This window comes from Serratia nematodiphila DZ0503SBS1 (genome assembly GCF_000738675.1).
Taxonomy (GTDB): domain Bacteria; phylum Pseudomonadota; class Gammaproteobacteria; order Enterobacterales; family Enterobacteriaceae; genus Serratia; species Serratia nematodiphila.
The window spans coordinates 1992118-2014004 of record NZ_JPUX01000001.1 but is presented as its reverse complement, the minus strand read 5'-3'; the positions used below and the strand labels follow the sequence as shown (position 1 = coordinate 2014004).

The 21887-nt window shown below is 61.5% G+C and carries 17 protein-coding genes; 6 read left to right on the top strand and 11 right to left on the bottom strand.

All coding sequences use genetic code 11. The annotated features are described in order from the left end of the window. Window positions 1-27: 27 nt before the first annotated feature. The 5 genes from JL05_RS09190 to JL05_RS09170 all read right to left on the bottom strand — a co-directional run bounded on the left by JL05_RS09190 (window position 28) and on the right by JL05_RS09170 (window position 10191). On the bottom strand, window positions 28-480 hold the full coding sequence (locus JL05_RS09190) for a flavodoxin (RefSeq protein ID WP_016929894.1): 453 nt from the start codon (window positions 478-480) through the stop codon (window positions 28-30). 33 nt (window positions 481-513) lie between these two features. Next, entirely contained in the window at window positions 514-1284 is a 771-nt protein-coding gene (gene truC, locus JL05_RS09185) for a tRNA pseudouridine(65) synthase TruC (RefSeq protein ID WP_033633590.1), read from the bottom strand. Between the two features lie 60 nt (window positions 1285-1344). Further along, the gene (gene pbpC, locus JL05_RS09180) at window positions 1345-3693 is read right to left on the bottom strand and encodes a penicillin-binding protein 1C (RefSeq protein ID WP_033632245.1); all 2349 of its coding nucleotides are present in this window, start codon (window positions 3691-3693) and stop codon (window positions 1345-1347) included. A gap of 49 nt (window positions 3694-3742) precedes the next feature. Then, window positions 3743-9718, bottom strand: a complete 5976-nt coding sequence (locus tag JL05_RS09175; protein WP_033632244.1) for an alpha-2-macroglobulin family protein — start codon at window positions 9716-9718, stop codon at window positions 3743-3745. Between the two features lie 146 nt (window positions 9719-9864). After that, window positions 9865-10191: a YqcC family protein gene (locus JL05_RS09170; RefSeq protein WP_028127529.1), complete on the bottom strand. Its 327-nt coding sequence runs from the start codon at window positions 10189-10191 to the stop codon at window positions 9865-9867. 178 nt (window positions 10192-10369) lie between these two features. Between JL05_RS09170 and JL05_RS09165 the strand changes: the two genes are divergently transcribed. Further along, complete coding sequence (locus JL05_RS09165) at window positions 10370-11608, top strand: MFS transporter (RefSeq protein WP_015378900.1); 1239 nt, start codon at window positions 10370-10372, stop codon at window positions 11606-11608. A 609-nt stretch (window positions 11609-12217) separates the two neighbouring features. Here the strand turns inward: JL05_RS09165 and syd are convergent. Continuing rightward, the gene (syd, locus tag JL05_RS09160; protein WP_033632243.1) at window positions 12218-12766 is read right to left on the bottom strand and encodes a SecY-interacting protein; all 549 of its coding nucleotides are present in this window, start codon (window positions 12764-12766) and stop codon (window positions 12218-12220) included. A 63-nt stretch (window positions 12767-12829) separates the two neighbouring features. Between syd and queF the strand changes: the two genes are divergently transcribed. The 3 genes from queF to xni all read left to right on the top strand — a co-directional run bounded on the left by queF (window position 12830) and on the right by xni (window position 16045). Beyond that, on the top strand, window positions 12830-13675 hold the full coding sequence (gene queF, locus JL05_RS09155) for an NADPH-dependent 7-cyano-7-deazaguanine reductase QueF (protein ID WP_033632242.1): 846 nt from the start codon (window positions 12830-12832) through the stop codon (window positions 13673-13675). A 192-nt stretch (window positions 13676-13867) separates the two neighbouring features. Then, on the top strand, window positions 13868-15232 hold the full coding sequence (gene ppnN / locus JL05_RS09150) for a nucleotide 5'-monophosphate nucleosidase PpnN (RefSeq protein ID WP_033632241.1): 1365 nt from the start codon (window positions 13868-13870) through the stop codon (window positions 15230-15232). Between the two features lie 54 nt (window positions 15233-15286). Further along, window positions 15287-16045: a flap endonuclease Xni gene (gene xni, locus JL05_RS09145; RefSeq protein WP_033632240.1), complete on the top strand. Its 759-nt coding sequence runs from the start codon at window positions 15287-15289 to the stop codon at window positions 16043-16045. A gap of 40 nt (window positions 16046-16085) precedes the next feature. Here xni and rlmM read toward each other — a convergent pair whose 3' ends face one another. The 4 genes from rlmM to JL05_RS09125 all read right to left on the bottom strand — a co-directional run bounded on the left by rlmM (window position 16086) and on the right by JL05_RS09125 (window position 19156). Then, window positions 16086-17189 carry a 23S rRNA (cytidine(2498)-2'-O)-methyltransferase RlmM gene (gene rlmM, locus JL05_RS09140; protein ID WP_033632239.1) on the bottom strand — a complete coding sequence of 368 codons (1104 nt, stop codon included), beginning with the start codon at window positions 17187-17189 and terminating at the stop codon, window positions 16086-16088. Beyond that, window positions 17182-17577: a DUF423 domain-containing protein gene (locus tag JL05_RS09135; RefSeq protein WP_004931896.1), complete on the bottom strand. Its 396-nt coding sequence runs from the start codon at window positions 17575-17577 to the stop codon at window positions 17182-17184. Before JL05_RS09135 ends, rlmM begins: the two co-directional genes overlap by 8 nt. 51 nt (window positions 17578-17628) lie before the next feature. Beyond that, on the bottom strand, window positions 17629-18546 hold the full coding sequence (locus JL05_RS09130; protein WP_004931894.1) for a transcriptional regulator GcvA: 918 nt from the start codon (window positions 18544-18546) through the stop codon (window positions 17629-17631). Window positions 18547-18931: 385 nt separating this feature from the next. Further along, entirely contained in the window at window positions 18932-19156 is a 225-nt protein-coding gene (locus JL05_RS09125; protein ID WP_033632238.1) for a YgdI/YgdR family lipoprotein, read from the bottom strand. 196 nt (window positions 19157-19352) lie between these two features. On the opposite strand from JL05_RS09125, the gene csdA reads away from it, so the two are divergent. After that, the gene (csdA, locus tag JL05_RS09120; protein WP_033632237.1) at window positions 19353-20558 is read left to right on the top strand and encodes a cysteine desulfurase CsdA; all 1206 of its coding nucleotides are present in this window, start codon (window positions 19353-19355) and stop codon (window positions 20556-20558) included. Window positions 20559-20577: 19 nt separating this feature from the next. After that, complete coding sequence (csdE, locus tag JL05_RS09115) at window positions 20578-21012, top strand: cysteine desulfurase sulfur acceptor subunit CsdE (protein WP_033632236.1); 435 nt, start codon at window positions 20578-20580, stop codon at window positions 21010-21012. Here csdE and tcdA read toward each other — a convergent pair. Then, window positions 21003-21809 (bottom strand): tRNA cyclic N6-threonylcarbamoyladenosine(37) synthase TcdA, encoded by an 807-nt coding sequence (tcdA, locus tag JL05_RS09110; protein ID WP_004931886.1) that lies wholly within the window; start codon window positions 21807-21809, stop codon window positions 21003-21005. The genes csdE and tcdA overlap by 10 nt on opposite strands. Window positions 21810-21887: the final 78 nt, after the last annotated feature.

Genomic DNA, 21887 nt, shown 5'->3' with positions numbered 1-21887 from the left:
GGCGCCCTTTTGCGGCGCCTTTTTACTTTACGATTGCAGCAGCGTGCCCCACTGCTCGACCCACGGGCAGGCGGCCACTTCCGGTTCCGGCTGTTCCATCGCATCGATCTCCAGCACTTCGCCAACGCGGGTGGCGCCCTGCTCCTGCAGCAGCGCGTCGAACGCGCGCCCGGCGCCGCAGAAGTTGTCATAGCTGCTGTCGCCGAGGGCGATCAGCCCATAGCGCAGCTCCGGCTGATAGCCAACCTGATCGCGGATAGCGTGGAACAGCGGCGCGATGCTGTCCGGCAGATCGCCCTGCCCGGTGGTGGAGGTGATCACCAGCGCGTAGTGCTGACGATAATACTGCCAGGCCTCCAGCGTGCCCTCTTCGAACAGTTTGACCTCATGGCCCTGCTCGCTGAGGATATTTTGCGCCTCTTCCGCCACCAGCAGCGAATTGCCGTAGACCGTTCCCACGAAGATACCAACCTGAGCCATGGCTCCTACTCCCTTCATTACCTTTAAAAATTGTCAGCTATCCTGACCGTTAGCCGCGCTAAACTCAACCCCGGCAAGTTCAGGGAATACCCCCGCCCAGCCGAACTGCGCCATCACCCCTTGCCAGGCTTCGTCCCAGCGCGCCGTCACCTGCAGCGGCTCGCCGGTCACCGGGTGCGTCAGCTGCAGATGGCTGGCGTGCAGCATCAGGCGCGGGCAGCCGAAATGCTGCGCCATCCCGCGGTTCTGCCGCAGATCGCCGTGCTTGCTGTCGCCGATGATCGGATGGCGCAGGTGCGCCATATGGCGCCGCAGCTGATGTTTGCGGCCGGTTTCCGGCTGCAGTTCCACCAGGCTGTACCGTGCGCTGTCGTAGCGGCCGACGGCCACCGGCATCTCCACCTGCGCCAACGGCCGGTAATGCGTTACCGCCGGCTGCGGCCCCTTATCGGCATCGGCATGTTTATCGGCGATTTTGTCCAGCTCCGCCGTCAGCGGATAATCGAGGGTCGCCCCCTCCTGCACGTAACCCCGCACCACCGCATGGTAGGTTTTCTGCACCTGATGTTGTTCGAACTGCTGCGACAGCAGGCGCGCCACCTCGCTGGACAGCGCCATCAGCAGCACGCCGGAGGTCGGACGATCGAGACGGTGCACGGTAAAAACGTGCTGCCCGAGCTGATCGCGCACCGTCTGCATCATAAAGCGGGTTTCATGACGATCCAGCCAACTGCGGTGCACCAACCAACCCGACGGCTTGTTCACCGCCACCAGGTGTTCATCCTGATACAAAATCTCAATCACATCACGTTCCCAGGTCAATAGCCGTTTCGGGCGCGAGTATAACAGGCATGAGACGCAACGCTAGTTCACCCATTCGATGGTCACCAGCCGCGTATCGGCGCGGCCGCGCTCGTCCACCGCCCGAATGCGGTAGCGCCCGTTGTCGATCGGCCGCCAGTCGATCGGCTTTTTGCTGGCGCTGCTGCCGAGATAGATATCGTCGACGAACCAGTACACCGTCTTGCTGTCGGCGTCCGTCACCGCATTGAAGGCGATTTTGTCCCGTCCCTGCTGCGACTGGCGCAGGGTATAGGTGGTGTTTTTCAGCGGTGAAGTGATGCGCGGCGCGCTGCCGCCGACGGCGATGCCGTTGTCCTTGCAGCGATTGATCGGCGGCGCCCGCTTCGGCAACCCGGCCTGAGCGAACACATTGGCCAGATCGGAAGGCCAGAACTCAAAGATTTCGGTGCGGGTCTGCGCCGCATCATACGGCGGGCAAACGACCTCACCGCTGTGAATATCCAGCACCACCGGCCGGTAAACGCTGTCGACCTTGATCGGCGACTTGCCGGGAATGAACCAGGTCTTGCCCTTTTGCTGGCACCACGGCGTCGGCAGATCGCCGCTGGCGAGACAAATGTCCACCCGCCGCAGCCGTTTGGGGAACGGATGCTTCGGTTCCCGCAGGCCGGGGTAACTGGCGTTGACGCTGTCGATGATGTTGAAGAACAGCGGCGCGGCCGCCTCGGCGCCGACCAACGCATTGTTGCCGCGCCCGTCGAAGTTGCCTTCCCACACCACCAGCACATAAGGGCCGAAAATCCCGACGCTCCAGGCGTCGCGAAAGCCCCATGAGGTGCCGGTCTTCCAGTACACCGGCAGCGACGAAGAACGCTGCGCCAGCGTATCGCCCGGCCGCCGGTGCTGGCGCAGCATATCCAGCGTGATGAAACTGGCCTCCTCGCTCAGCAGCCGTACCGGCGTCGATTCGGCCTGGTTCAGCTGCATGCGAAGCGGCCGCAGCTCGCCGCGGTTCGCCAGCAGCGCATACAGCTTCGCCAATTCCTGCGCCGTTACCTCGCCGCCGCCCAACACCAGCGACAGTCCGTAGTGGCTCTCGTTGGCCATATTGGCGACGCCGGTCAGGCGCAAGAACTGATAAAAGGTTGGCTGACGCAGCTGTGAAGCGACATAGACCGCCGGAATATTGCGGCTGAAATTTAACGCGTCGGTGGCGGTCACCGGGCCGAGAAAGCGCCGATCGAAGTTTTCCGGCGCATAGGCGCCGAACGACGAAGGCACGTCTTTAAGAATGGTCATCGGATGCAGCACGCCCTGCTCCATGCCCAGCGCGTAGATGAACGGCTTCAGCGTCGATCCCGGCGAACGCTTGGCGTTGGTGCCGTTCACCTGCCCCTGAATCGGACGGCTGTAATAGTCCGCCGATCCCACCAGCGCGCGCACCCCCATATCGCGGCTGTCCACCAGCAGCACCGCGGCGTTTTGGATGCCGCGGCTGCGGTTGCGGGCGATAAAGGCGTTGACCTGTCGTTCGACCAGCCGCTGCAGCCCGGCGTCCAGCGTGGTGTCGACGCGGGTATCGCGCTGTACCAGTTGCTGCGTCTGCAGGCGCAGCTGTTCGATAAAGTGCGGTGCGATATAAGGCACTTGTTCAGGCTGCCGCAGCGCCAACGGCAGGCGGAACAGCGTTTGCTGGCTGGCGTCGGTAGGGTAAACCTGTTGCCAGCGCAGGAACAGACGGTTGCGCGCCTGCGTCAATGCGGCGCCGAGCACGCCGGTTTTCGGCTCCAGACGGTAGCTGGGTGACTGCGGCAACACCGCCAGCGTCAGCGCCTCCGGCAGAGTCAACTCCCGCGGCGACTTGGCGAAATAGATCAGGCTGGCGGCGCCGATGCTTTCAATGTTGCGGCCGTAGGGCGCGTAATTCAGATAGGCTTCCAGGATATCGCGCTTGGAGTAGCTCAGTTCCAGCTGCACCGCACGCAGCACCTGCAGCAGCTTGCCGCCCGGCGTACGGGTATTGAGATGCCAGCGCATGCGCGCCAGCTGCATGCTGATGGTCGAACCGCCCTGCATTTTGCCGCCGGCGACATAGCTGCGCCAGAAACCGCGCATCAGGCTGACGGGGTTAAAGCCGGGGTTATAGTAGAACCAGCGATCTTCGTGCAGCAGCAAGCCGCGCACCGCCAGCGGCGACACTTGCTCCAGCGGGGTCCACAGCCGGTAGCGATCGTCGTTGGCCAGCGTAATGCGCAGCAGCGCGCCGTGCCTGTCGTAATAAACAGAAGACTGCGGCAGCCCCTGCCACAGGGGCGGATGCGGCCACAGCCGAATTGCGGTCAACAGCAGCGCCAGTAAAAACACCGCCATCAAGCCGTTTTGCAGCACGCGCCCGGTCAGGATCTTCATACGTTCTCAGCATTCCGGCGCCAGACGCTGGCCTGGCGCCGGATATGGTCTAGTCGTTGCCCGCCGGCACCACCGCCAGCTTGCCGCCGCCGGCCGACATGGCCTGCACTTCACGGTCGTACATGGCTTCGCCGTAGGCCGGTGGAACAATAAAGCTGCCGGTATTGGTGGCTTTGATTTGATAAACGAACTCCTGCACCTCAGTGCTGGCGCTGCCGTAGATGATCACCCGATCTTCACGGATATCGCTGTAGTCCGGCGCCCAGGTGGAGCCAGATGCGGCCAGCGGCGACTGCCAGCCGCCATGCTCGTCGCTCTCCTCGCCGGCGTCGGCCGGCTCCGGCGGCGTCTGCTGCACCACTTCGAACCCGCCCGGCAGCAGATCGACGATCGCCAGGTTGCTCTGCCCCTCTTTCGAGTTGGCGCGCACCTTCAGATGGACGTTGATCTTCTGCCCCAGTGTCACCTGCGTCACCGGCTTGCCCTGTTCGTCGGTGTAATCGCGGACGATCTCAATCCCGCGCGACAGCGCTTTTTGCGGCGCATTCAGATCGTAACCGGCCTGCGTCACCACATACCAGGCCGGCGCGCTGCCGCCGTTGGTGAAGCGCACCGCGGTGGCATCGGCATTGAACTGCCCCTGAACGAACAGCCCCTGCAGCTCACTGATGCGCTGCGGGTCGCCGCCGCTTTTGCCCACCTGCACGATGCCTAACGCGTCCGCATTGGCGGATTGCGCCGCCACCTGGGCCGAATAGCTTTCCAGCGCCAGGATGCTCATTGCAGAGGAGTAGGTGGTGTAACGCTCTTCTTTCAGTGCCTTGACCATATTCTCCAGCACCTGCGGCGGAATCGACGTCACCTTCTCAGGGAAGTGACGGGTAATCAAATACAGCCGCGTCGCATCCTGCACCAGCGGATCGAAATAGTTCTGCGTCCACCAGGCGCTGTCATAGGCTTTGCTCAGTTGCTGCCAGCTCGGTTGCAGCAGCGCGGCGGCTTCGTCGTCCATCTTCAACAGGCGATAGGAAGAGGCCAGATACAGCGCGCTCAGATCGGTTTTCCAGCCCTCGCCATAGCGTTTTTGCAGCGTATCCTGCACCGCCGCCAGCGAGTTGGTTGTCACTTCGCCCTGCAGCGTCAGCAGGTAAACCGCCCAGCTGCGCAGGCGCAGCAGATACAGATCGTCGAATCCGCTGGCCGCCAGCTCGCGCAACGCGCCGTTGGCCTCGTCCAGCATGCCTTCCGGCAGGGCGTAGCCCGCCGCTTTGGCTTCGAGCAGATACTGCACCACATAAGGCGTGACGAAAGGATCGGCATCCGGCGACGAACGCCAGGCGCCGATCGCCCCGCTGTCGTTCTGACGGGCGCGCAGCACGCCCAGCAGATTGCGCAGCTGCTTGCTGACTTCCGCCTGGCTCAGGCTGCTTTTCATCTCCGGATGACGGCTCTGCAGCATCAGCGGAATGGAGCGGCTGACGATCTGCTCGGAACAGTAATACGGGTAATCCGCCAGGTATTGCGCCAGCCCGCTGGTCAGCACCAGCGGCGAATTCGACACCGCCGCCCGGCGCTGCGCGAAAGCGTCGAACATCTGGCGCAGGCCGTCGACGTTCTGGCTGCCGCCGCTCATGCGCCCCATCACCGACTGGGTGCGGTACGGCGCCGCCGGCCGCACCGAGGTGCTGACGGTGCGGCGGCTGGCCTGGTCGCCGTAACGGGCGTCGAACACCAGCGGCGCATCGCCCAGCACGGCTTTGGCGCGCAGACGGAAGGCGATCACGCCTTCGCGTTTTTCCGCCAGCGTCAGGCTTTGCGTCGCGTTGCCCACCACCTCCAACTGCGGCGGCGGCGTCAGCAGGACGTTGATGGCCACCGACTGGCCGTTCAGCCCTTCGAGGTTGTTGCTGACGCCCACGCTGACGTCGAACTCATCGCCCGGCGCCACCATCGCCGGCACATTCGGCGTCATGATGAAGCTGTCGCGCACCGTGGCGGCGGTTTGCGCCTTGCCGATTTTTTCCGGCGTCACCGAAATCGCCATGACGCGGATCTTGCCGTTGAAGTAATCCGGCACCGGGTAGACGAACTGCTTCTCGCCGCTGACTTCGGTAATGCCGGACCAATAGGCCACCGGCTTGTCGCGCTTGCGTTTGAACGGGTTGAGGTTGAGATCCAGCCCTTCGCCCGCATCGCCGCCCGGCGCCGCGGTCAGCGCCATCAGCTTGCTGAATTCCGGCAGGATCAGATCGAGGATCTGCGAGCTGCTCACGTTCAGTTCGCGCTTGCTGAAGAAGAACTCCAGCGGATCCTTCAGGCGGTAACGCGCCACCTGCAGAATGCCCTCATCGACGGCGAACAGCGCCACCTGCTGCGGCGCATCAGTCTTGACCGTCATCGTCAGATTTTCACCCGGCTTGATGACCTCCGGCGCCGTCACCTCGAGGCTGTTTTGGCGCGCCTGGGTGCTGATCTTGAACGGCATCACGCCGTAGCTCAGCGGGCTCATGAAGATCTCGCTGGAGTTGATGTCGCGCACGAACTGCACGTTGATGTAGCCGTTGCCCTCCATGCCGGCTGGCACGCGGATCGTCTGCACCGAGCTGGTGGTATCGGTGTGGAACCACTGCCAGGCGTAAACCTTGTCCTTTTCAATGGTGATCAAGCCGCTACCGGTATAAGGCGCGTTGATCGCCACCTCGATCTCTTCGCCGGGCAGGTATTCCGCCTGGTTGAGTTTCAGCTTCAGTTCGGCATTGCGATCCAGCGAACGGCTCAGGTTGGCGTTGCCGGCCACGCTGTAGGCGACGCGATTGAGCGTCTTGCCCTGCGCATCTTCAATCACCAGCACGAAGTCGCCAGGCTTATCGGTCGCCAGCCTCAGATCCGCGCCCTGCTCGCTCAGCGCCAGCGGCTGTTCCGACAGCTGCACTTCCTTCATCTTCGACTGGTATTTGTAAACGCCCGAATCCTGTTTGGTCAGCACCGAAATGTATTTCTGCTCGATCAACACCTGCTTCAGGTTCGGCATGGCGATCTGTTTCAGGGTCGGATCGATGGCGATCACGTTCAGATGCCGCTCCGCGTCGCGGTTGATGTAGCCCAGATCGCCGTCGGCCTTCACCCCAATCAGGTAATCGTAAGGCGAAACCAGCGTACGGGCGGTCGCCGCCACCGAGCGCCCGCCGCCGGCAACGAACGCCTCCGACAACAGCTGCAGCTGATAAGTGGCGTCGGCGTAGGATTTCAGATCGAGCGGAATATCGGCCGCGCCGTGCTCATCGGTGGTGCGATCTTCCAGCTCGGTCTCGAACCCGTCGCTGTTTTGCCGGTTTTCGTAGAACGCATAATCCGGGAAGCGATCGAAGCTCGGATACATTGGCCGCAGCGTCAGCCTGGTGGTCACACGGCGATCCTGCGCCGGGGTGCCGAACAAGTTCTGCACATCGATGCTGGCCTTCAGCTCGGACGGTTTTACCCAGCCTTGCTGGCGGTCAGGCGTCAACGCCAGCTTCACTTTCAGCTGATCCGGTTCGAACTCCTTCACATTGACTGCGGTATGGCCGAGCAGCGTGGAGGTATCGTTATTTTTGCCGATCAGATACAGATAGACGTTCCACTCGCCGGTAGGCGAATTTTCATCGGTGGTATAGCTCAGCTCGTTGAAACCGCTGGCGCCCAGCGTCAGCGGCACGGTGGACATCAGCTTATCGCGCGGATCGCGGATTTCGGCGCGCACCGGCACGCCGGCCAGGCCAACGCCCCAGTCGGCGGCGCGGGTGATCAGGCCGATGTTAAAGGTATCCCCCGGCCGATAAACGCCGCGATCGGAGAACAGGTAGCTGCTGAGCGTGCGCGGATCGGTCGGCGTTTGTTCACCGGCAACGTCGAAGCGCGAGAAATCCAGCCCGCGATCGTTATAGCTGCCGGTCGGCAGGAAGGAGACATCCCCTTCTTTCTCCACCAGGAACATCACCGGCTGGCGCTCGTTGGTGTACACATCCAGCGCCGGGAAACGCACGTGCCCATCGGCGCCGGTGGTTTGGCTGAGCAGCGTCACGCCGTTTTTGGCCACCACCGACACGGTGGCGCCGCTGACCGGCGCGCCGCTTTGGATCGACTGCACAAAGACGTCGCGCGTCTTGTCCTGCGAGCTCTTGGCGACGATGCCCAGATCGGTCACCACCACAAAGCGCGAATCGCCGACGTCGGGCTGTTCTTCCCCTTCGCTCTCATCCTGTTCCTGATCCTGCTCGGCGCCCGCCTCTTCCGCCGCCGGTTTTCGGTTCGGCTGCCATTCAGACAGCGTCAGCAGGAACACCCCGCGATGGGAACTGGCGTTGGTGGAGAGATAGCGGGAAAGATCGATGCCCTGATAGTTCACTTCCCCCGGCCGCTCGTTGTTGAGCGCCGTCTGGTATTTGAAATGCTCGGTGAAATATTCGTCGTTGAGCCGGTTGAATTCCGTGGAGGAGTATTCCCGGCTTTTGAAGGAGACGATGTGCTGCAGCTGGCTCGGGATCACCCGCTTGATGTCCAGCCGCAGGCCCGCCACGTTGCGCGCCGCCACGCTGATCTGCTTGTCGCCGTTGACCGACAGCAGGGAGCCCTGCGACATGAACTGCAGCGATTTCGGGAACTCCGGCACTTCGACCACGCGGTAAACCTTCTTCGGCATTTTGTAACCGCCGGCGGAAACCAGCTGGTTATCGATCTCGAGCAGCACAAAGCGGTGCGCCGGGGCGTCGAAACGGAAGCTGAACTGCGGTTGGTAAGCCTCTTCCGCCTCGTTAAGCGTCAACGGCAGCGGCGCCGCCTGCGCCAGCACGTTTTTACCGACGCTGTCGACCGTCCATTGATAGAAATCGTCGGCATCGTCGGCGGCCTCGGCATCGCTCGGATCGTGCTGCGGCAGCAGCCAGGCTTTCGCGGCCCGCGCCAGCTCTTTATCCTTCACCGCATCGCTGAAACCGACCACCAGGGCACGCTGCCCTTGGCCGCCGTCGGTATCCACCACCTGGGCGCTGGCGTCGCTCAGCGCCAGGCTGTACAGCGTCGGTACTTTGACCCAGTTGCTTTTCGCCTCTTCGACCGCATTGCCGGCCGCCGTCGATTTAACGCCCTTGCCGACGGTCAGATGCACTGCCCCGCCCTGATCCAGCGCCTGCAGCGGCTCGGAATGCACCCAGGCGTTCAGTTTTTTCTCGTCATAGACCAGAGAGAAATTCAGCTTTTTCTCGGAGGTGGCGCTGCCTTCTTTCAATCCCAGCGAAATCTGTTTTTCAAAGCTGCCGACGTCAACCGGCGCGTTGAACTGCAAATTGAAGATCGCGCTGCGTTTTTGCGCATTTTGCGGATCGCGGTAATACTCGGCCTGCCCCAGGCGGTAATCGAACGCGGGCACGGTGAAGGCATAACGGGTTTTGACTAGCTTGACCTGCGGCGCCAGCAACGTGGCGGGTTCAAGGGTCACCTCATATTTCGCGCCCATCGGCAGCGGCTTTTTCGCCGTGAACACCAGTGTCGACTCATTGCTCCATGCCCACTGCCCTTCCGCCGACGGTTTCAGAGTGATGCCGGCGCTCACGGTTTTGCCCGCCGCGGTTATCGGCGCAGCCGAGCCGCTGAAGGTCAGGCTCACCGTTTGCGGCGCCTGCCGGGCGGCGGCGTAGTCTATCGGCTCGGGGTTGGACAACTCGGCGTTGATCTCCTGAACCACCATCGGCGCAGGTTCAATCGGTTGGGGCCGGTTTTGCCACCAGTGCCAACCGTAAAATGCGCCGCCCGCAACGCCTGCCAGCAGCAGCAGGCTCAGACCGACCGCTTTCGGGTGTTTATCCACGCCGCTTTCCAGCCGCAAAAAACCGCGCGGCAGCGCAGCCCACCAGGCCGGCGCACGCCAGCTGAGGTTGCCGACCAGCGGTCTCAGCAACCGCCCCAACAGCGTCAACGCCCCGCCCAGCAGGCGACAAACGCCCTTAACCAGGGTAAAAGGCAAACGCAGGATAAACCTTAATAAATCCATTATTGCAGCACCTCATCATCCTAATGCAGCTCCCGGTCAACCGCCGCGGTTAAACCGAGCCGAAAGACGCCGTCGGCTCTCCTGCCCGGCATCCGCGCGAGTACTCTACACTGCCGGGCGGCAAAAATCTGCGCGCAGCCAGCGCATTACGGCTCTTTATTCAACATCAAATCCAGCTGTTGCAGCAGCACCAGCAGCGGCAGACTGCTCGGTTCACGATCTTTCAACGCCTCTTCGAAATAAGGCGTGATGGCGAAGCGCGTCGGCAACGGCGCCTCGGCGTCCAACAACGCATACATGCGCGGCAAGAACACCCACTGCAGCCAGGCTTCGGCCGACATGCTGTCGATGCAGAACGGCTCGGTGCTGGAGAAAGCCTCATGCTCAGGGGGCGCGGCCTGCCACAGCGCCAGATCGCGCATGGATTGTTCAATCGCCTGCAAACTGCGGCGCACCTGGTTATGTATACTCATCTGCATTCCCGATCTCTTTTCATCATGGTATTCAGCGCTCTGGCTGAAAGGCGGCAAAGCATAGCATTTTTATAGCCCAAATTCGGCGCGCCTGAGACAGCTCGCCGTTTTTATCTGGTGACGTTCGCCGTCGCGCGGCACAATAGGCCCACCGAATTCACCACACAGATAAAGATTCATGTCCGTAATAACAGAGAAAAAAAACCACGCGACGCCCGGTAAGGCCATGTTGGCCTCGGTCACCGGTTATGCCATGGACGGGTTTGACCTGCTGATCCTCGGCTTTATGCTGCCGGCCATCAGCATCGAATTGGGATTATCCTCATCGGCCGCCGGTTCGCTGGTCACCTGGACGCTGATCGGCGCGGTGCTGGGCGGCGTGATCTTTGGCCACCTCAGCGATCGCTTCGGCCGCATCCGGGTGCTGACGATCACCATCCTGATGTTTTCCCTGTTCACCGGCCTGTGCGCCGTGGCGCAAGGCTATTGGGATCTGCTGGCCTATCGCACCCTGGCGGGCATCGGGCTGGGTGGCGAGTTCGGCATCGGCATGGCGCTGATCGCCGAGGCCTGGCCGGCGGAGAAACGCAATCGCGCTTCGGCTTACGTCGGCATGGGCTGGCAGTTGGGGGTGCTGGCGGCCGCTTTCCTGACGCCGCTGCTGCTGGAACACATCGGCTGGCGCGGCATGTTCCTGGTCGGCCTGCTGCCGGCGCTGGCGTCATTCCTGATCCGCCGCACGCTGGGCGAACCGGAGGAATTCGTGCGGCAGAAAGACGCCGGGCAGCCGCTTTCCTTCCTGCAGCGTTTGCGCCTGCTGTTTAAGGATCGCGCCACCGGCAAGGCCAGCATCGGCATCTTCATTCTCTGTTCGGTGCAGAACTTCGGTTACTACGGGCTGATGATCTGGATGCCGACTTACCTGGCGAAAAACTTTGGTTTCTCGCTCACCAAGTCCGGCCTGTGGACGGCGGTGACGGTCGTGGGCATGACGTTCGGCATCTGGCTGTTTGGCGTGCTGGCCGACCGCTTCGCCCGCTGGAAGATTTTCGTGCTGTATCAGGTCGGCGCGGTGGTGATGGTGATCGGCTACGCCCAGTTGAGCGATCCGATGCTGATGTTGTTCGCCGGCGCCGTGATGGGCATGTTCGTTAACGGCATGATAGGCGGCTACGGCGCGTTGATTTCCGATACTTACCCGGTGCAGGCGCGCGCCACCGCGCAAAACATCCTGTTCAATCTCGGGCGCGGTGTCGGCGGCCTGGGGCCATTGGTGATCGGCGCGCTGGTGACGCAGGTGTCGTTCACCGCCGCTATCAGCCTGCTGGCGGCGATTTACCTGCTGGATATCTACGCCACGCTGTTCCTGCTGCCGAAAAAACAGGGCGCAGGCGATACGCTGGGCGCGATTGGTTAACGCTGGCGATGGATTAAGCAGAGAAGCACGCACGGCGGGATAGAACAAAAAGTTGGGGGCACTGCGTTAACAGTGCCCCCGGTTCGTTTTATAGCTATCCCGCTACACAGCGTGCTCCCTGCTCAATCCTTGAAAACTTTTCCTGCGGCCATCCTGACCAAGTGGTCCTTGCATCATCCTGCAGCATCGTCCTGACGCGGTTCCTCAGCCTTCCTGACCCGCCGACAGTCCTGTGCCGGCTCTCAATCTCCGTCCTGGAGGTGTCCCTGGTTTCTATCCTGAAACATCCTGGGCATCTCCTGACGCCATCCCTCGCTCTTGCCTGAACGCATCCCTTTCTTCTTCCTGAAGCTGCATCATCCTGATGCTTTCCTGCTCCGCCGGGTCCGTGCCGGTAATGATAAGATCGCTCAAATTTCCCGGAATCACAAGGGTTTGAGAGGTGTCTCACACTAAATTAAGACTAAGAGTTATCCTAAAGAAATTCTAACCAATTGATCTGGATAACAATAATCTCATGGTCCAAAGAGAGGTGAAAAAAATTAAGAGCGATCTCTCACAGCCCGTGTGAGAGATCTCTTACACGGGCGGCGGCGAATCCGCCGCGCTTCAGTCCAGCACCGGGCGCAGCGCATCGAGGAAATTCCCCAGCGTCGCCGCCAACAAGGTGCGCTTATCGCTGCCGAATTGCTCCAGCACCACGTTGCCGCTGACGTTGCACAGCGACACCATCGTCATCTCGGATTCGGTGGTCGCCAGGAAGAGGGTCGGTGACAATTTGAGGCGCTTTTGCGTCACCAGATGGCCGATCAGGTTCTCCTGCAGGCGGATGAAATCCTCCTCGCTCCAGACCTGCAGCAGGCTCAGGCGATGCTCCCCAAATTGCGCGCTCATGTCGCCCGCGTATTGCTGCGTGTAAAAACGGTGCGCATCCGGCTGCAAACTCAGCTCCAGCGCGGCTTCTACCTTCTCCAGCGTCGCCGCCGGCTCGAAAGGCTGCGGCAACCACAGCACCTCGTCCTCGCGATTCTCCACGATGCAGGGCGACGGCACGCCGTACAATGCCTGGCTGGCCGGCGCGTGGCCGCGCGCTTGCTGCCACAACTCGACATAGCGTTGAGTGAATTCACGCAGAGCGTGCGATACATCATGGTCCATATTCTTTCTCGCATACGTTAAACTGACGGCCATTGTACCTATCTCTGAGCGAGGTGACAGCAGATGTCCTCCTATCAAGACCACCAGGCCCTGTCAGGGCTGACGCTGGGCAAACCCACCGCCTACCGCGATCGCTACGACGCCACGTTGCTGCAGGCGGTGCCGCGCAGCATGAACCGCGAGCCGCTGGGGCTGTATCCCGACAACCTGCCCTTCCACGGCGCGGACATCTGGACGCTGTACGAACTCTCCTGGCTGAACGCCAACGGGCTGCCGCAGGTGGCGGTCGGCGAGATCAGCCTCAACGCCGACAGCCTGAACCTGATCGAATCGAAAAGCTTCAAACTGTATCTCAACAGCTTCAACCAAACCCCGTTCGCCGATTGGGAAACGGTGCGCAGCACCCTGCAGCGCGATCTGTCTGCCTGTGCCCAGGGCGAGGTAAACGTCACCCTGTTCAGCGTCGAGCAGCTGGAAGGCACGCCGATCGCCCGTCTGGCCGGCGACTGCATCGACCAGCAGGATATCCGCATCGACAATTATGAGTTCAACGCCGACTACCTGCTGAACGCCGCCGGTGAAGAGGTGGTGGAAGAGCAACTGGTCAGCCACCTGCTGAAGTCCAACTGCCTGATCACCCATCAACCGGACTGGGGATCGGTGCAGATAAGCTACCGCGGCGGCAAGATCGATCGCGAAGCGCTGCTGCGCTACCTGGTCTCCTTCCGCCACCACAACGAATTCCACGAGCAGTGTGTCGAGCGCATCTTCAACGATCTGATGCGCTACTGCCGGCCGCAAAGCCTGACGGTTTACGCCCGCTACACCCGCCGCGGCGGGCTGGACATCAACCCGTGGCGCAGCAACGTCGTATTCGCACCCGCGCACGGCCGCCTGGCGCGCCAATAAGTGCGAAACATTGCTCAACAACTGAGCTAACGAGCGGTTTATGTTGGTAAAAGCCCAGGGACGGCGGTAAGGTTAAAACGAGGCAGCGGCCGGGCAGAGCGCCCGCTGCGCCGCAGCACGCCAACCATAACGAGATGCTGTTTTGCTGCGTATGGATTACTACCGCCCCGCACCGGGTGCAAAGGAGTTACCTTGATTACACACATCAGCCCGCTTGGCTCTATGGATTTATTGTCGCAGCTGGAAGTAGACATGCTGAAGCGCACCGCCAGCAGCGACCTGTACCGCCTGTTCCGCAACTGTTCGCTGGCCGTGTTGAACTCCGGCAGCCAAACCGACAACAGCAAACAGCTGCTGTCGCGCTATGAAACCTTCGACATCAACGTGCTGCGCCGCGAGCGCGGGGTGAAGCTGGAGCTGGTCAACCCGCCGGAAGAGGCGTTCGTCGACGGCCGCCTCATCCGCTCGCTGCAGGCCAACCTGTTCGCCGTGTTGCGCGACATTCTGTTCGTGCACGGCCAAATCGCCAGCGCCGGCCGTTTCCAACACCTGAACCTGGAAAACTCGGCCCACATCACCAACCTGGTGTTCTCGATCCTGCGCAATGCACGCACGCTGCATCTGGATGAAGATCCCAACATGGTGGTGTGCTGGGGCGGGCACTCGATCAACGAGAACGAATATCTGTACGCGCGCAAGGTCGGCAGCCAGCTGGGCCTGCGCGAGCTCAACATCTGCACCGGCTGCGGGCCGGGCGCCATGGAAGCGCCGATGAAAGGCGCGGCGGTCGGTCACGCGCAACAGCGTTACCGCAACAGCCGCTTTATCGGCATGACCGAGCCTTCGATCATCGCCGCCGAGCCGCCTAACCCGCTAGTGAACGAGCTGGTGATCATGCCGGACATCGAAAAACGCCTGGAAGCCTTCGTGCGCATCGCGCATGGCATCATTATCTTCCCGGGCGGCGTAGGCACCGCCGAAGAGCTGCTGTACCTGTTGGGTATCCTGATGAACCCGGAGAACAGTGAACAGGTGCTGCCGCTGATCCTGACCGGGCCGAAAGAGAGCGCCGACTACTTCCGCGTACTGGACGAGTTCATCATGAACACGCTGGGCGACGAAGCGCGCCGCCATTACACCATCATCATCGACGATCCGGCAGAAGTGGCGCGGCAGATGAAAAAAGCCATGCCGCTGGTGAAGGAAAACCGCCGCAACACCGGCGACGCCTACAGCTTTAACTGGTCGATCCGCATCGCGCCGGATCTGCAGCTGCCGTTCGAGCCGACCCACGAGAACATGGCGAACCTCAACCTGTATCCGAACCAGCCGCCGGAGCAATTGGCCGCCGCGCTGCGCCGCGCCTTCTCCGGCATCGTGGCCGGCAACGTGAAGGAAAACGGCATCCACGCCATTGAGCAGTTCGGCCCGTACAAGCTGCACGGCGAACCGCAAATGATGAAGCAGATGGATAGCCTGCTGCAGGGCTTTGTTGCCCAGCACCGCATGAAGCTGCCGGGCAGCGCCTATGTGCCCTGCTACGAAATCGTCGCCTGACCCTCAATCCCGGGCGGCGTAACGGCCGCCCTGTTTTTTCTGACCTTACCGCCCATGATGATACACCTACTGATTGTCGACGCCCTGAACCTCATCCGCCGCATTCACGCCGTGCAGGGCTCCCCTTGCGTCAACGCCTGCCGCCACGCGCTGCAGCAGTTGCTCCAGCACAGCCGCCCGACCCACGCGGTGGCGGTATTCGACGAGGACGACCGCAGCGACAGCTGGCGCCACCAAATTCTGCCGGACTACAAGGCCGGGCGCTCGCCGATGCCGGAAAACCTGCAGCAGGAGATGCCGCAGCTGCGCGAAGCCTTCGCCGAACTGGGCGTCGCCAGCTGGCATTCGCCCGGCAATGAGGCGGACGATCTGGCGGCCACGCTGGCGGCGAAGGTCGCCTGCGGCGGCCACCAGGTGACCATCGTCTCCACCGACAAAGGCTATTGCCAACTGCTGGCGCCGAACGTACAAATTCGCGATTACTTCCAGAAACGCTGGCTGGATATGCCTTTCGTACAACAGGAGTTTGGCGTGCAGCCGCAGCAGCTGCCGGACTACTGGGGGTTGGCGGGGATCGGCAGCAGCAAGATCCCCGGCGTGGCCGGCATCGGGCCGAAAACCGCCGTGCTGCTGCTGCAGCAGTCGGGCAGTCTGGACGGGCTTTATCAGCACCTGGAGCAGGTGCCGGAAAAATGGCGCGGTAAGCTGGAGCAGCACCGCGAGCTGGCCTACGTCAGCAAACGGGTCGCCACGCTGCGCACCGATCTGTCGCTGGACGGCAACCTGCAGCAGCTGCGCCTGCCGATACAATAAGGGCGCTGCAAGCAGCGCCCTTCATCAAGGCTTCACGCGGTTAATCGCGCTCGTCGCGGCGGCCCGGCACCGCCGACCACATGCGGCGCACGTGTACGGTGATCTCTTCGCGATCGTGATACAGCTGCTTGGCGTGCACTTCAGCGCTGATGCCGGCGGCGCCCAACGCTTCGCGAATGCTCATCAGGTTTTGCGACACTTCCTCGTAGCGCTTTTTCATCGGCAGCTTGAGGTTAAAGATCGCTTCACGGCACCAGCCTTTCACCAGCCACTGAATCATCAGGCTGGTCACCTTCGCCGGTTTCTCCACCATGTCGCACACCAGCCAGTAGATCTTGCTGCTGTTCGGCTCGAACTTGAAGCCGTCGGCGCGGTGGTGCGTCACCTGGCCGGTTTCCATCAGGCTCGGCGCCATCGGGCCGTTATCCACCGAATGCACCATCATGCTGCGCTTCACCAGCTGATAGGTCCAGCCGCCCGGGCAGGCCCCCAGATCGACCGCATGCATGCCGCTGGCCAGGCGCTCGTCCCACTCGTCGGCGGGGATGAACACATGGAACGCTTCTTCCAGCTTCAGCGTCGAACGGCTCGGCGCATCGGCCGGGAAACGCAGACGCGGAATGCCCATATAGAACGGTGAGTTGTTGTTGCTGTAGGAGTAACCGACATAGCAGCAGCCCGGCGCGATGAAAAACACATGCACCACCGGGCGAGTCGGGTTCTCGCGCGCCATCAGCACCTTCTGCTCGCGCATCGCGGCGCGCAGCGGCACCGTCAGCTTGCGGCAGAACTTCATCAGCTCTTTGCTTTCGTTGGTGTCCGGCACTTCCACCCGCAGCTCGCCGCCGCGATCGACCACGCCGATCAGCATGCCGACGATCGGCGATACCCGATCTTCCGGCGGCAGATCGCGCAGCAGCTCCCCCACCACAATCATTTGGCGGGCGAAAATCAGTTCGCGGAACGGAATTTCCCGCGCCAGACGGTCGGCATCGTCCGGATGATAGCATTCGAACAACACGTAACCGCTGTGCTCTTTTACCCGCGCAAAGCCGTAAATCTCCAGCTGGGCGGCTTTATCGGTGATCTCCGCCGCACACTCTTTTTCGAAGCCGGGGCGGCAGTACAACACAATCTTATTCATGGCGCTCGGCCTTTTTCCTCAGACGCAAAGCGCCAATCAACATCAATATCCAGCCGATCAAGAAGCACACGCCGCCAACCGGCGTGATATATACCCAGACCTTCAGGTGCGACAGCGCCAGGCAATAGAGGCTGCCGCTGAACAACACGGTGCCGAACGCCAACAGCGCTCCGCTCCAGTAAAACCACAGGCTCACGCGGCGCTGCATTGCGACCGCCAGCGCCAGGATGGCCAGGGTGTGGAACCCCTGATATTCCAGCCCGGTGCGGATCCAGGCCATTTCGTTGGCGCCCAGCGTGCCGCTTAACACATGCGCGCCGAATGCGCCCAACGCGACAAACACAAAGCCGCTGATAGCGGCGAAAACCAGCATGGAACGGCTGCTCATCGTGATCTATCCCATTAAAAATCACCGGCCGCGGCAAGGCGGCGGCCGGCCTTATTGTTCGTAGCGGAAGCGGAACTTCTCTTGTTCGCTGGCGGCGCGCGCCAGGATCCACTGCCGGAAGGCGGCTATTTTACCCAGTTCTGCCTGGCTGTCATGACATACCAGATAAAAAGCGTTTTTACTGACCAACACATCGTTGAACGGGCACACCAGGCGACCGGCTTCGATCTCGGTTTGCGCCATCACGTTATTCACCAGCGCCACGCCCTGGCCGTGCACCGCCGCCTGCACCACCATGGCGCTGTGGCTGAAGATCGGCCCCTGCTGCACGTTGATGTGCTGCAACCCCAGCTGGCGCGTATAGGCCAGCCAGTCGCGGCGTGAAACGTCATGCAGCAGCGTATGATAAGCCAGATCGTCTGCGGTTTTCAGCGGATGATCGCCGGTCAGCAGGCTCGGCGAACACACCGGCAGCAGATATTCCGCATACAGGCGCTCGGCGCGCAGCCCCGGCCAATTGCCGCGGCCGTAGAAAATCGCCACATCGACGTCGTCCGCCAGCTTGTCTTCTTCACGGTCCACCGCCTGGATGCGCACATCGATCCCCGGATAAGCTGAGTTAAAGCCGGAAAGGCGCGGCACCAGCCACTGAATGGCGAAGCTCGGCGGCAGACTGACGGTCAATGCCCCCTTGGCGCTGCGCGCCTGCAGCTTGCGCGTCGCCTCGTTGATCGAAGAGAAGATCTCCTTGATATCGAGGTAGTAACTTTGCCCCTCTTCGGTCAGCAGCAGCGAGCGGTTGCGCCGACGAAACAGCTTCAGCCCGAGGAAGTCCTCCAGCGACTTGATCTGGTGGCTCACCGCGGCCTGGGTCACGAACAGCTCTTCCGCCGCCTTGGTGAAACTCAGGTGGCGAGCGGCCGCATCGAACACGCGCAGCGCATTGAGGGGAGGTAAGCGTTTAGACATTAAATTAGCTACTTTTGTGTAACATTAATCCGAATGATTCGGCGCCGAAAATCGGGCGGCTTTGCGTGGCAAGCCATCGGTAAACGCTAACGGCGTATTGCCATTAGTTTTTTTTATCCGAGCCATTATAATTTGTCCGTTGAGGATGCGCCAGCAAATACCTATAGTGGCGGCACTTCCCGGGCCGGAACGAAAAGGGAGTGGGTGTCGAGGACGCCGATGAACTTTTGGCTTGTGGTTGTGATGTTGTGTTTGCAAATTGTCCGGCGATTCCGGACATGGTAGCTAGGCTACTGTTTTTTCACTTCCTGTACATTTACCCTGTCTGTCCATAGTGATTTTATGCAGCACCGCAAAACTTGCGGTGCTTTTTTTTGCCTGACGCTTATTGGTCGCTTTCAACCATCTCTTTCACATCGGCGCGGTTGATCTGTTGCTCGACGCCGTTGGCGTCTTTATAGCTGATCATGCCGGTATCGTTATCCACTTTAGGCTTGCCGTCAGCAACAATGGTGCGTCCGTCATTGGTATGCATCACGTAGTTGCTGGAACAGGCGGCCAGGGTGAACGTAAGCATCAGGGCAGAGATAACTGCGGCTGTTTTCTTCATTGAGGACTCCTTTGTAGTTTTAAATGCTGATAAATACCTTTTATGTGTATAAATGCGATTAATAAGCGCACATTTAATAGCATAACAAACTTTCTCAGTTTTGCCAGGCGATAAGTCCTAATAGGCAGGATCGCTTGTCTCCGGCGGCAAAATAGGACAGGATCACCCATCGACTCAAGCCAGTGACAATCAGGGTATGACGCCTTTTAACCCCAGCCTTTTTCGCCAACAGTTTCCCGCGCTCGCGCAGGACGGTATCTATCTGGACAGCGCCGCCACCGCGTTGAAACCGCAGGCGGTGATCGACGCCACACAGCAATTTTATCGCGATGACGCCGCCACCGTGCACCGCAGCCAGCATCGGGCAGCGCAGGATCTGACCGCCCGTTTCGAGCAGGCGCGCGGCCAGGTCGCGCAACTGATCCATGCGCCATCGGCCGACGACATCGTCTGGACGAGCGGCACCACCGAGGCGATCAACCTGGTGGCGCAGAGCTATCTGCGCCCGCGTCTGCAGCCGGGGGATGAAATTCTGGTGAGCGAAGCGGAACACCACGCCAACCTGATCCCCTGGCTGATGGTGGCGGAGCAAACCGGCGCACGGGTGGTGAAACTGCCGATCGGCGCCGATCGGTTGCCGGATTTGACGCAGCTGCCCGCCCTGCTCAATGACAAAACCCGCCTGTTGGCGCTGGGGCAAATGTCCAACGTCACCGGCGGCTGCCCGGATCTGGCGCCGGCTATCGCGCTGGCCCATGCCGCCGGCGCGCGCGTGATGATCGACGGCGCCCAGGGCGTGGTTCACGGCCCGGCCGACGTACAGCGGCTCGACATCGATTTCTACGCCTTCTCCGGCCACAAATTGTATGGCCCGACCGGCATCGGCGCACTGTACGGCAAAGCCGAGCTGCTGGCGCAGATGGCGCCGTGGCAAGGAGGGGGAAAGATGCTAACCCAGGCGTCGTTCGACGGCTTTACCCCGCAAAAGCCGCCGCACTGCTTCGAGGCCGGCACGCCAAACATCGCCGGCGTGCTGGGGTTGGCCGCCGCGCTCACCTGGCTCAGCGAACAGGACATGGCGGCGGCAGAGCGCTACAGCCGCGAGCTGGCGGACCGGGCGGAACAGCGGTTGGCGCAGCTGCCGGGCTTTCGCAGCTTCCGCAGTTCCGGTTCCAGCCTGCTGGCGTTCGATATCGCCGGCGTACACCACAGCGACATCATCACGCTGCTGGCGGAGCAAGGCATTGCGCTGCGCGCCGGCCAGCACTGCGCGCAGCCGCTGATGGCGGCGTTAGGCGTCAGCGGCACGCTGCGCGCGTCGTTCGCTCCCTACAATACTCAACAGGACGTCGATAGGCTGGTCAGCGCGTTGACTCACGCCCTCGATCTGCTGGCCGACTGACTTGACTCCCGGAGACGCTATGCTCGCCCCCCATCCTTTTGGCCGAGAGGTCACCGCCGACGCGTTGATCGCCACCTTCAGCGCGCTGAAACAGTGGGAAGACCGCTACCGCCAGCTGATTATGCTCGCAAAACGGCTGCCGCCGCTGCCGGAAGCCTTGCGCAGTGAAGAAATGGCATTGAGCGGTTGTGAAAACCGCGTCTGGCTGGGGCACCAGTTGCTGGAAGACGGCACGCTGCATTTCTATGGCGACAGCGAAGGCCGCATCGTGCGCGGCCTGCTGGCGGTGCTGCTGACCGAAGTGGAAGGGAAAACGCCGCAGCAGATCGCCGCATTGGATCCGCTGGCGTTGTTCGACCGCCTGGCATTGCGCGCGCAGCTGAGCGCCACCCGCGCCAGCGGCCTGGCGGCGTTGGCCGCCGCCGTAAAGGCGATCGCCGCCCGTTACGCCTGACGCGCCGCCTTCGCCACCATCTTTTTCAGCGCGTGCGACACGGCGACGAAGCCGAAGGTGGCGGTAACCATGGTCGCCGCGCCGAAACCTGCGCTGCAATCCATTCTTTTCGGCCCTTCCGCCGTGCTGCGCGAAGCGCATACCGAGCCGTCCGGCTGCGGATAAACCAGCGGCTCGCTGGAGAAGACACAATCGATGCCCAGCTTGCCCTTGCCGTTTTTCACCACGTTGAAATCGTGCTTCAGCCGCTCGCGCAGTTTGGCGGCCAGCGGATCCTGAATGGTCTTCGCCAGATCGGCCACTTCGATTTTAGTCGGGTCTATTTGCCCGCCGGCGCCGCCGGTAGTCACCACCGGGATCTTGAAACGGCGGCAGTAGGACAGCAGCGCCGCCTTCGGCCGCACGCTGTCGATCGCGTCGATGACATAGCTGAAGTTATGGTCCAGCAGCTCGGCGACGTTGTCCGGAGTGATGAAATCATCGATGCAGGTTACCCGGCATTCCGGGTTAATCGCCAGGATACGCTCCGCCATCACCTCGGTTTTGGATTGCCCGACATGCTGACGCAATGCGTGGATTTGACGATTGGTATTGGTGACGCAGACATCATCCATGTCGATCAGGGTGATGGCGCCGATGCCGGTGCGCGCCAGCGCCTCAGCCGCCCAGGAACCCACGCCGCCGATGCCGATCACGCAGACGTGTGCCTGCGCGAACACCGCCAGCGCCTGCTGGCCGTACAACCGCGCCGTGCCGCCGAAACGCTGCAGATAGGCTTCCGAATAAGCTGTGCTCATAACGCTTTAATTACCTTCGTAATGCAAATGATAAGGGCCGGAAAATCCGGCCCTTGCGGGTCACTCTTTTCACGCCGT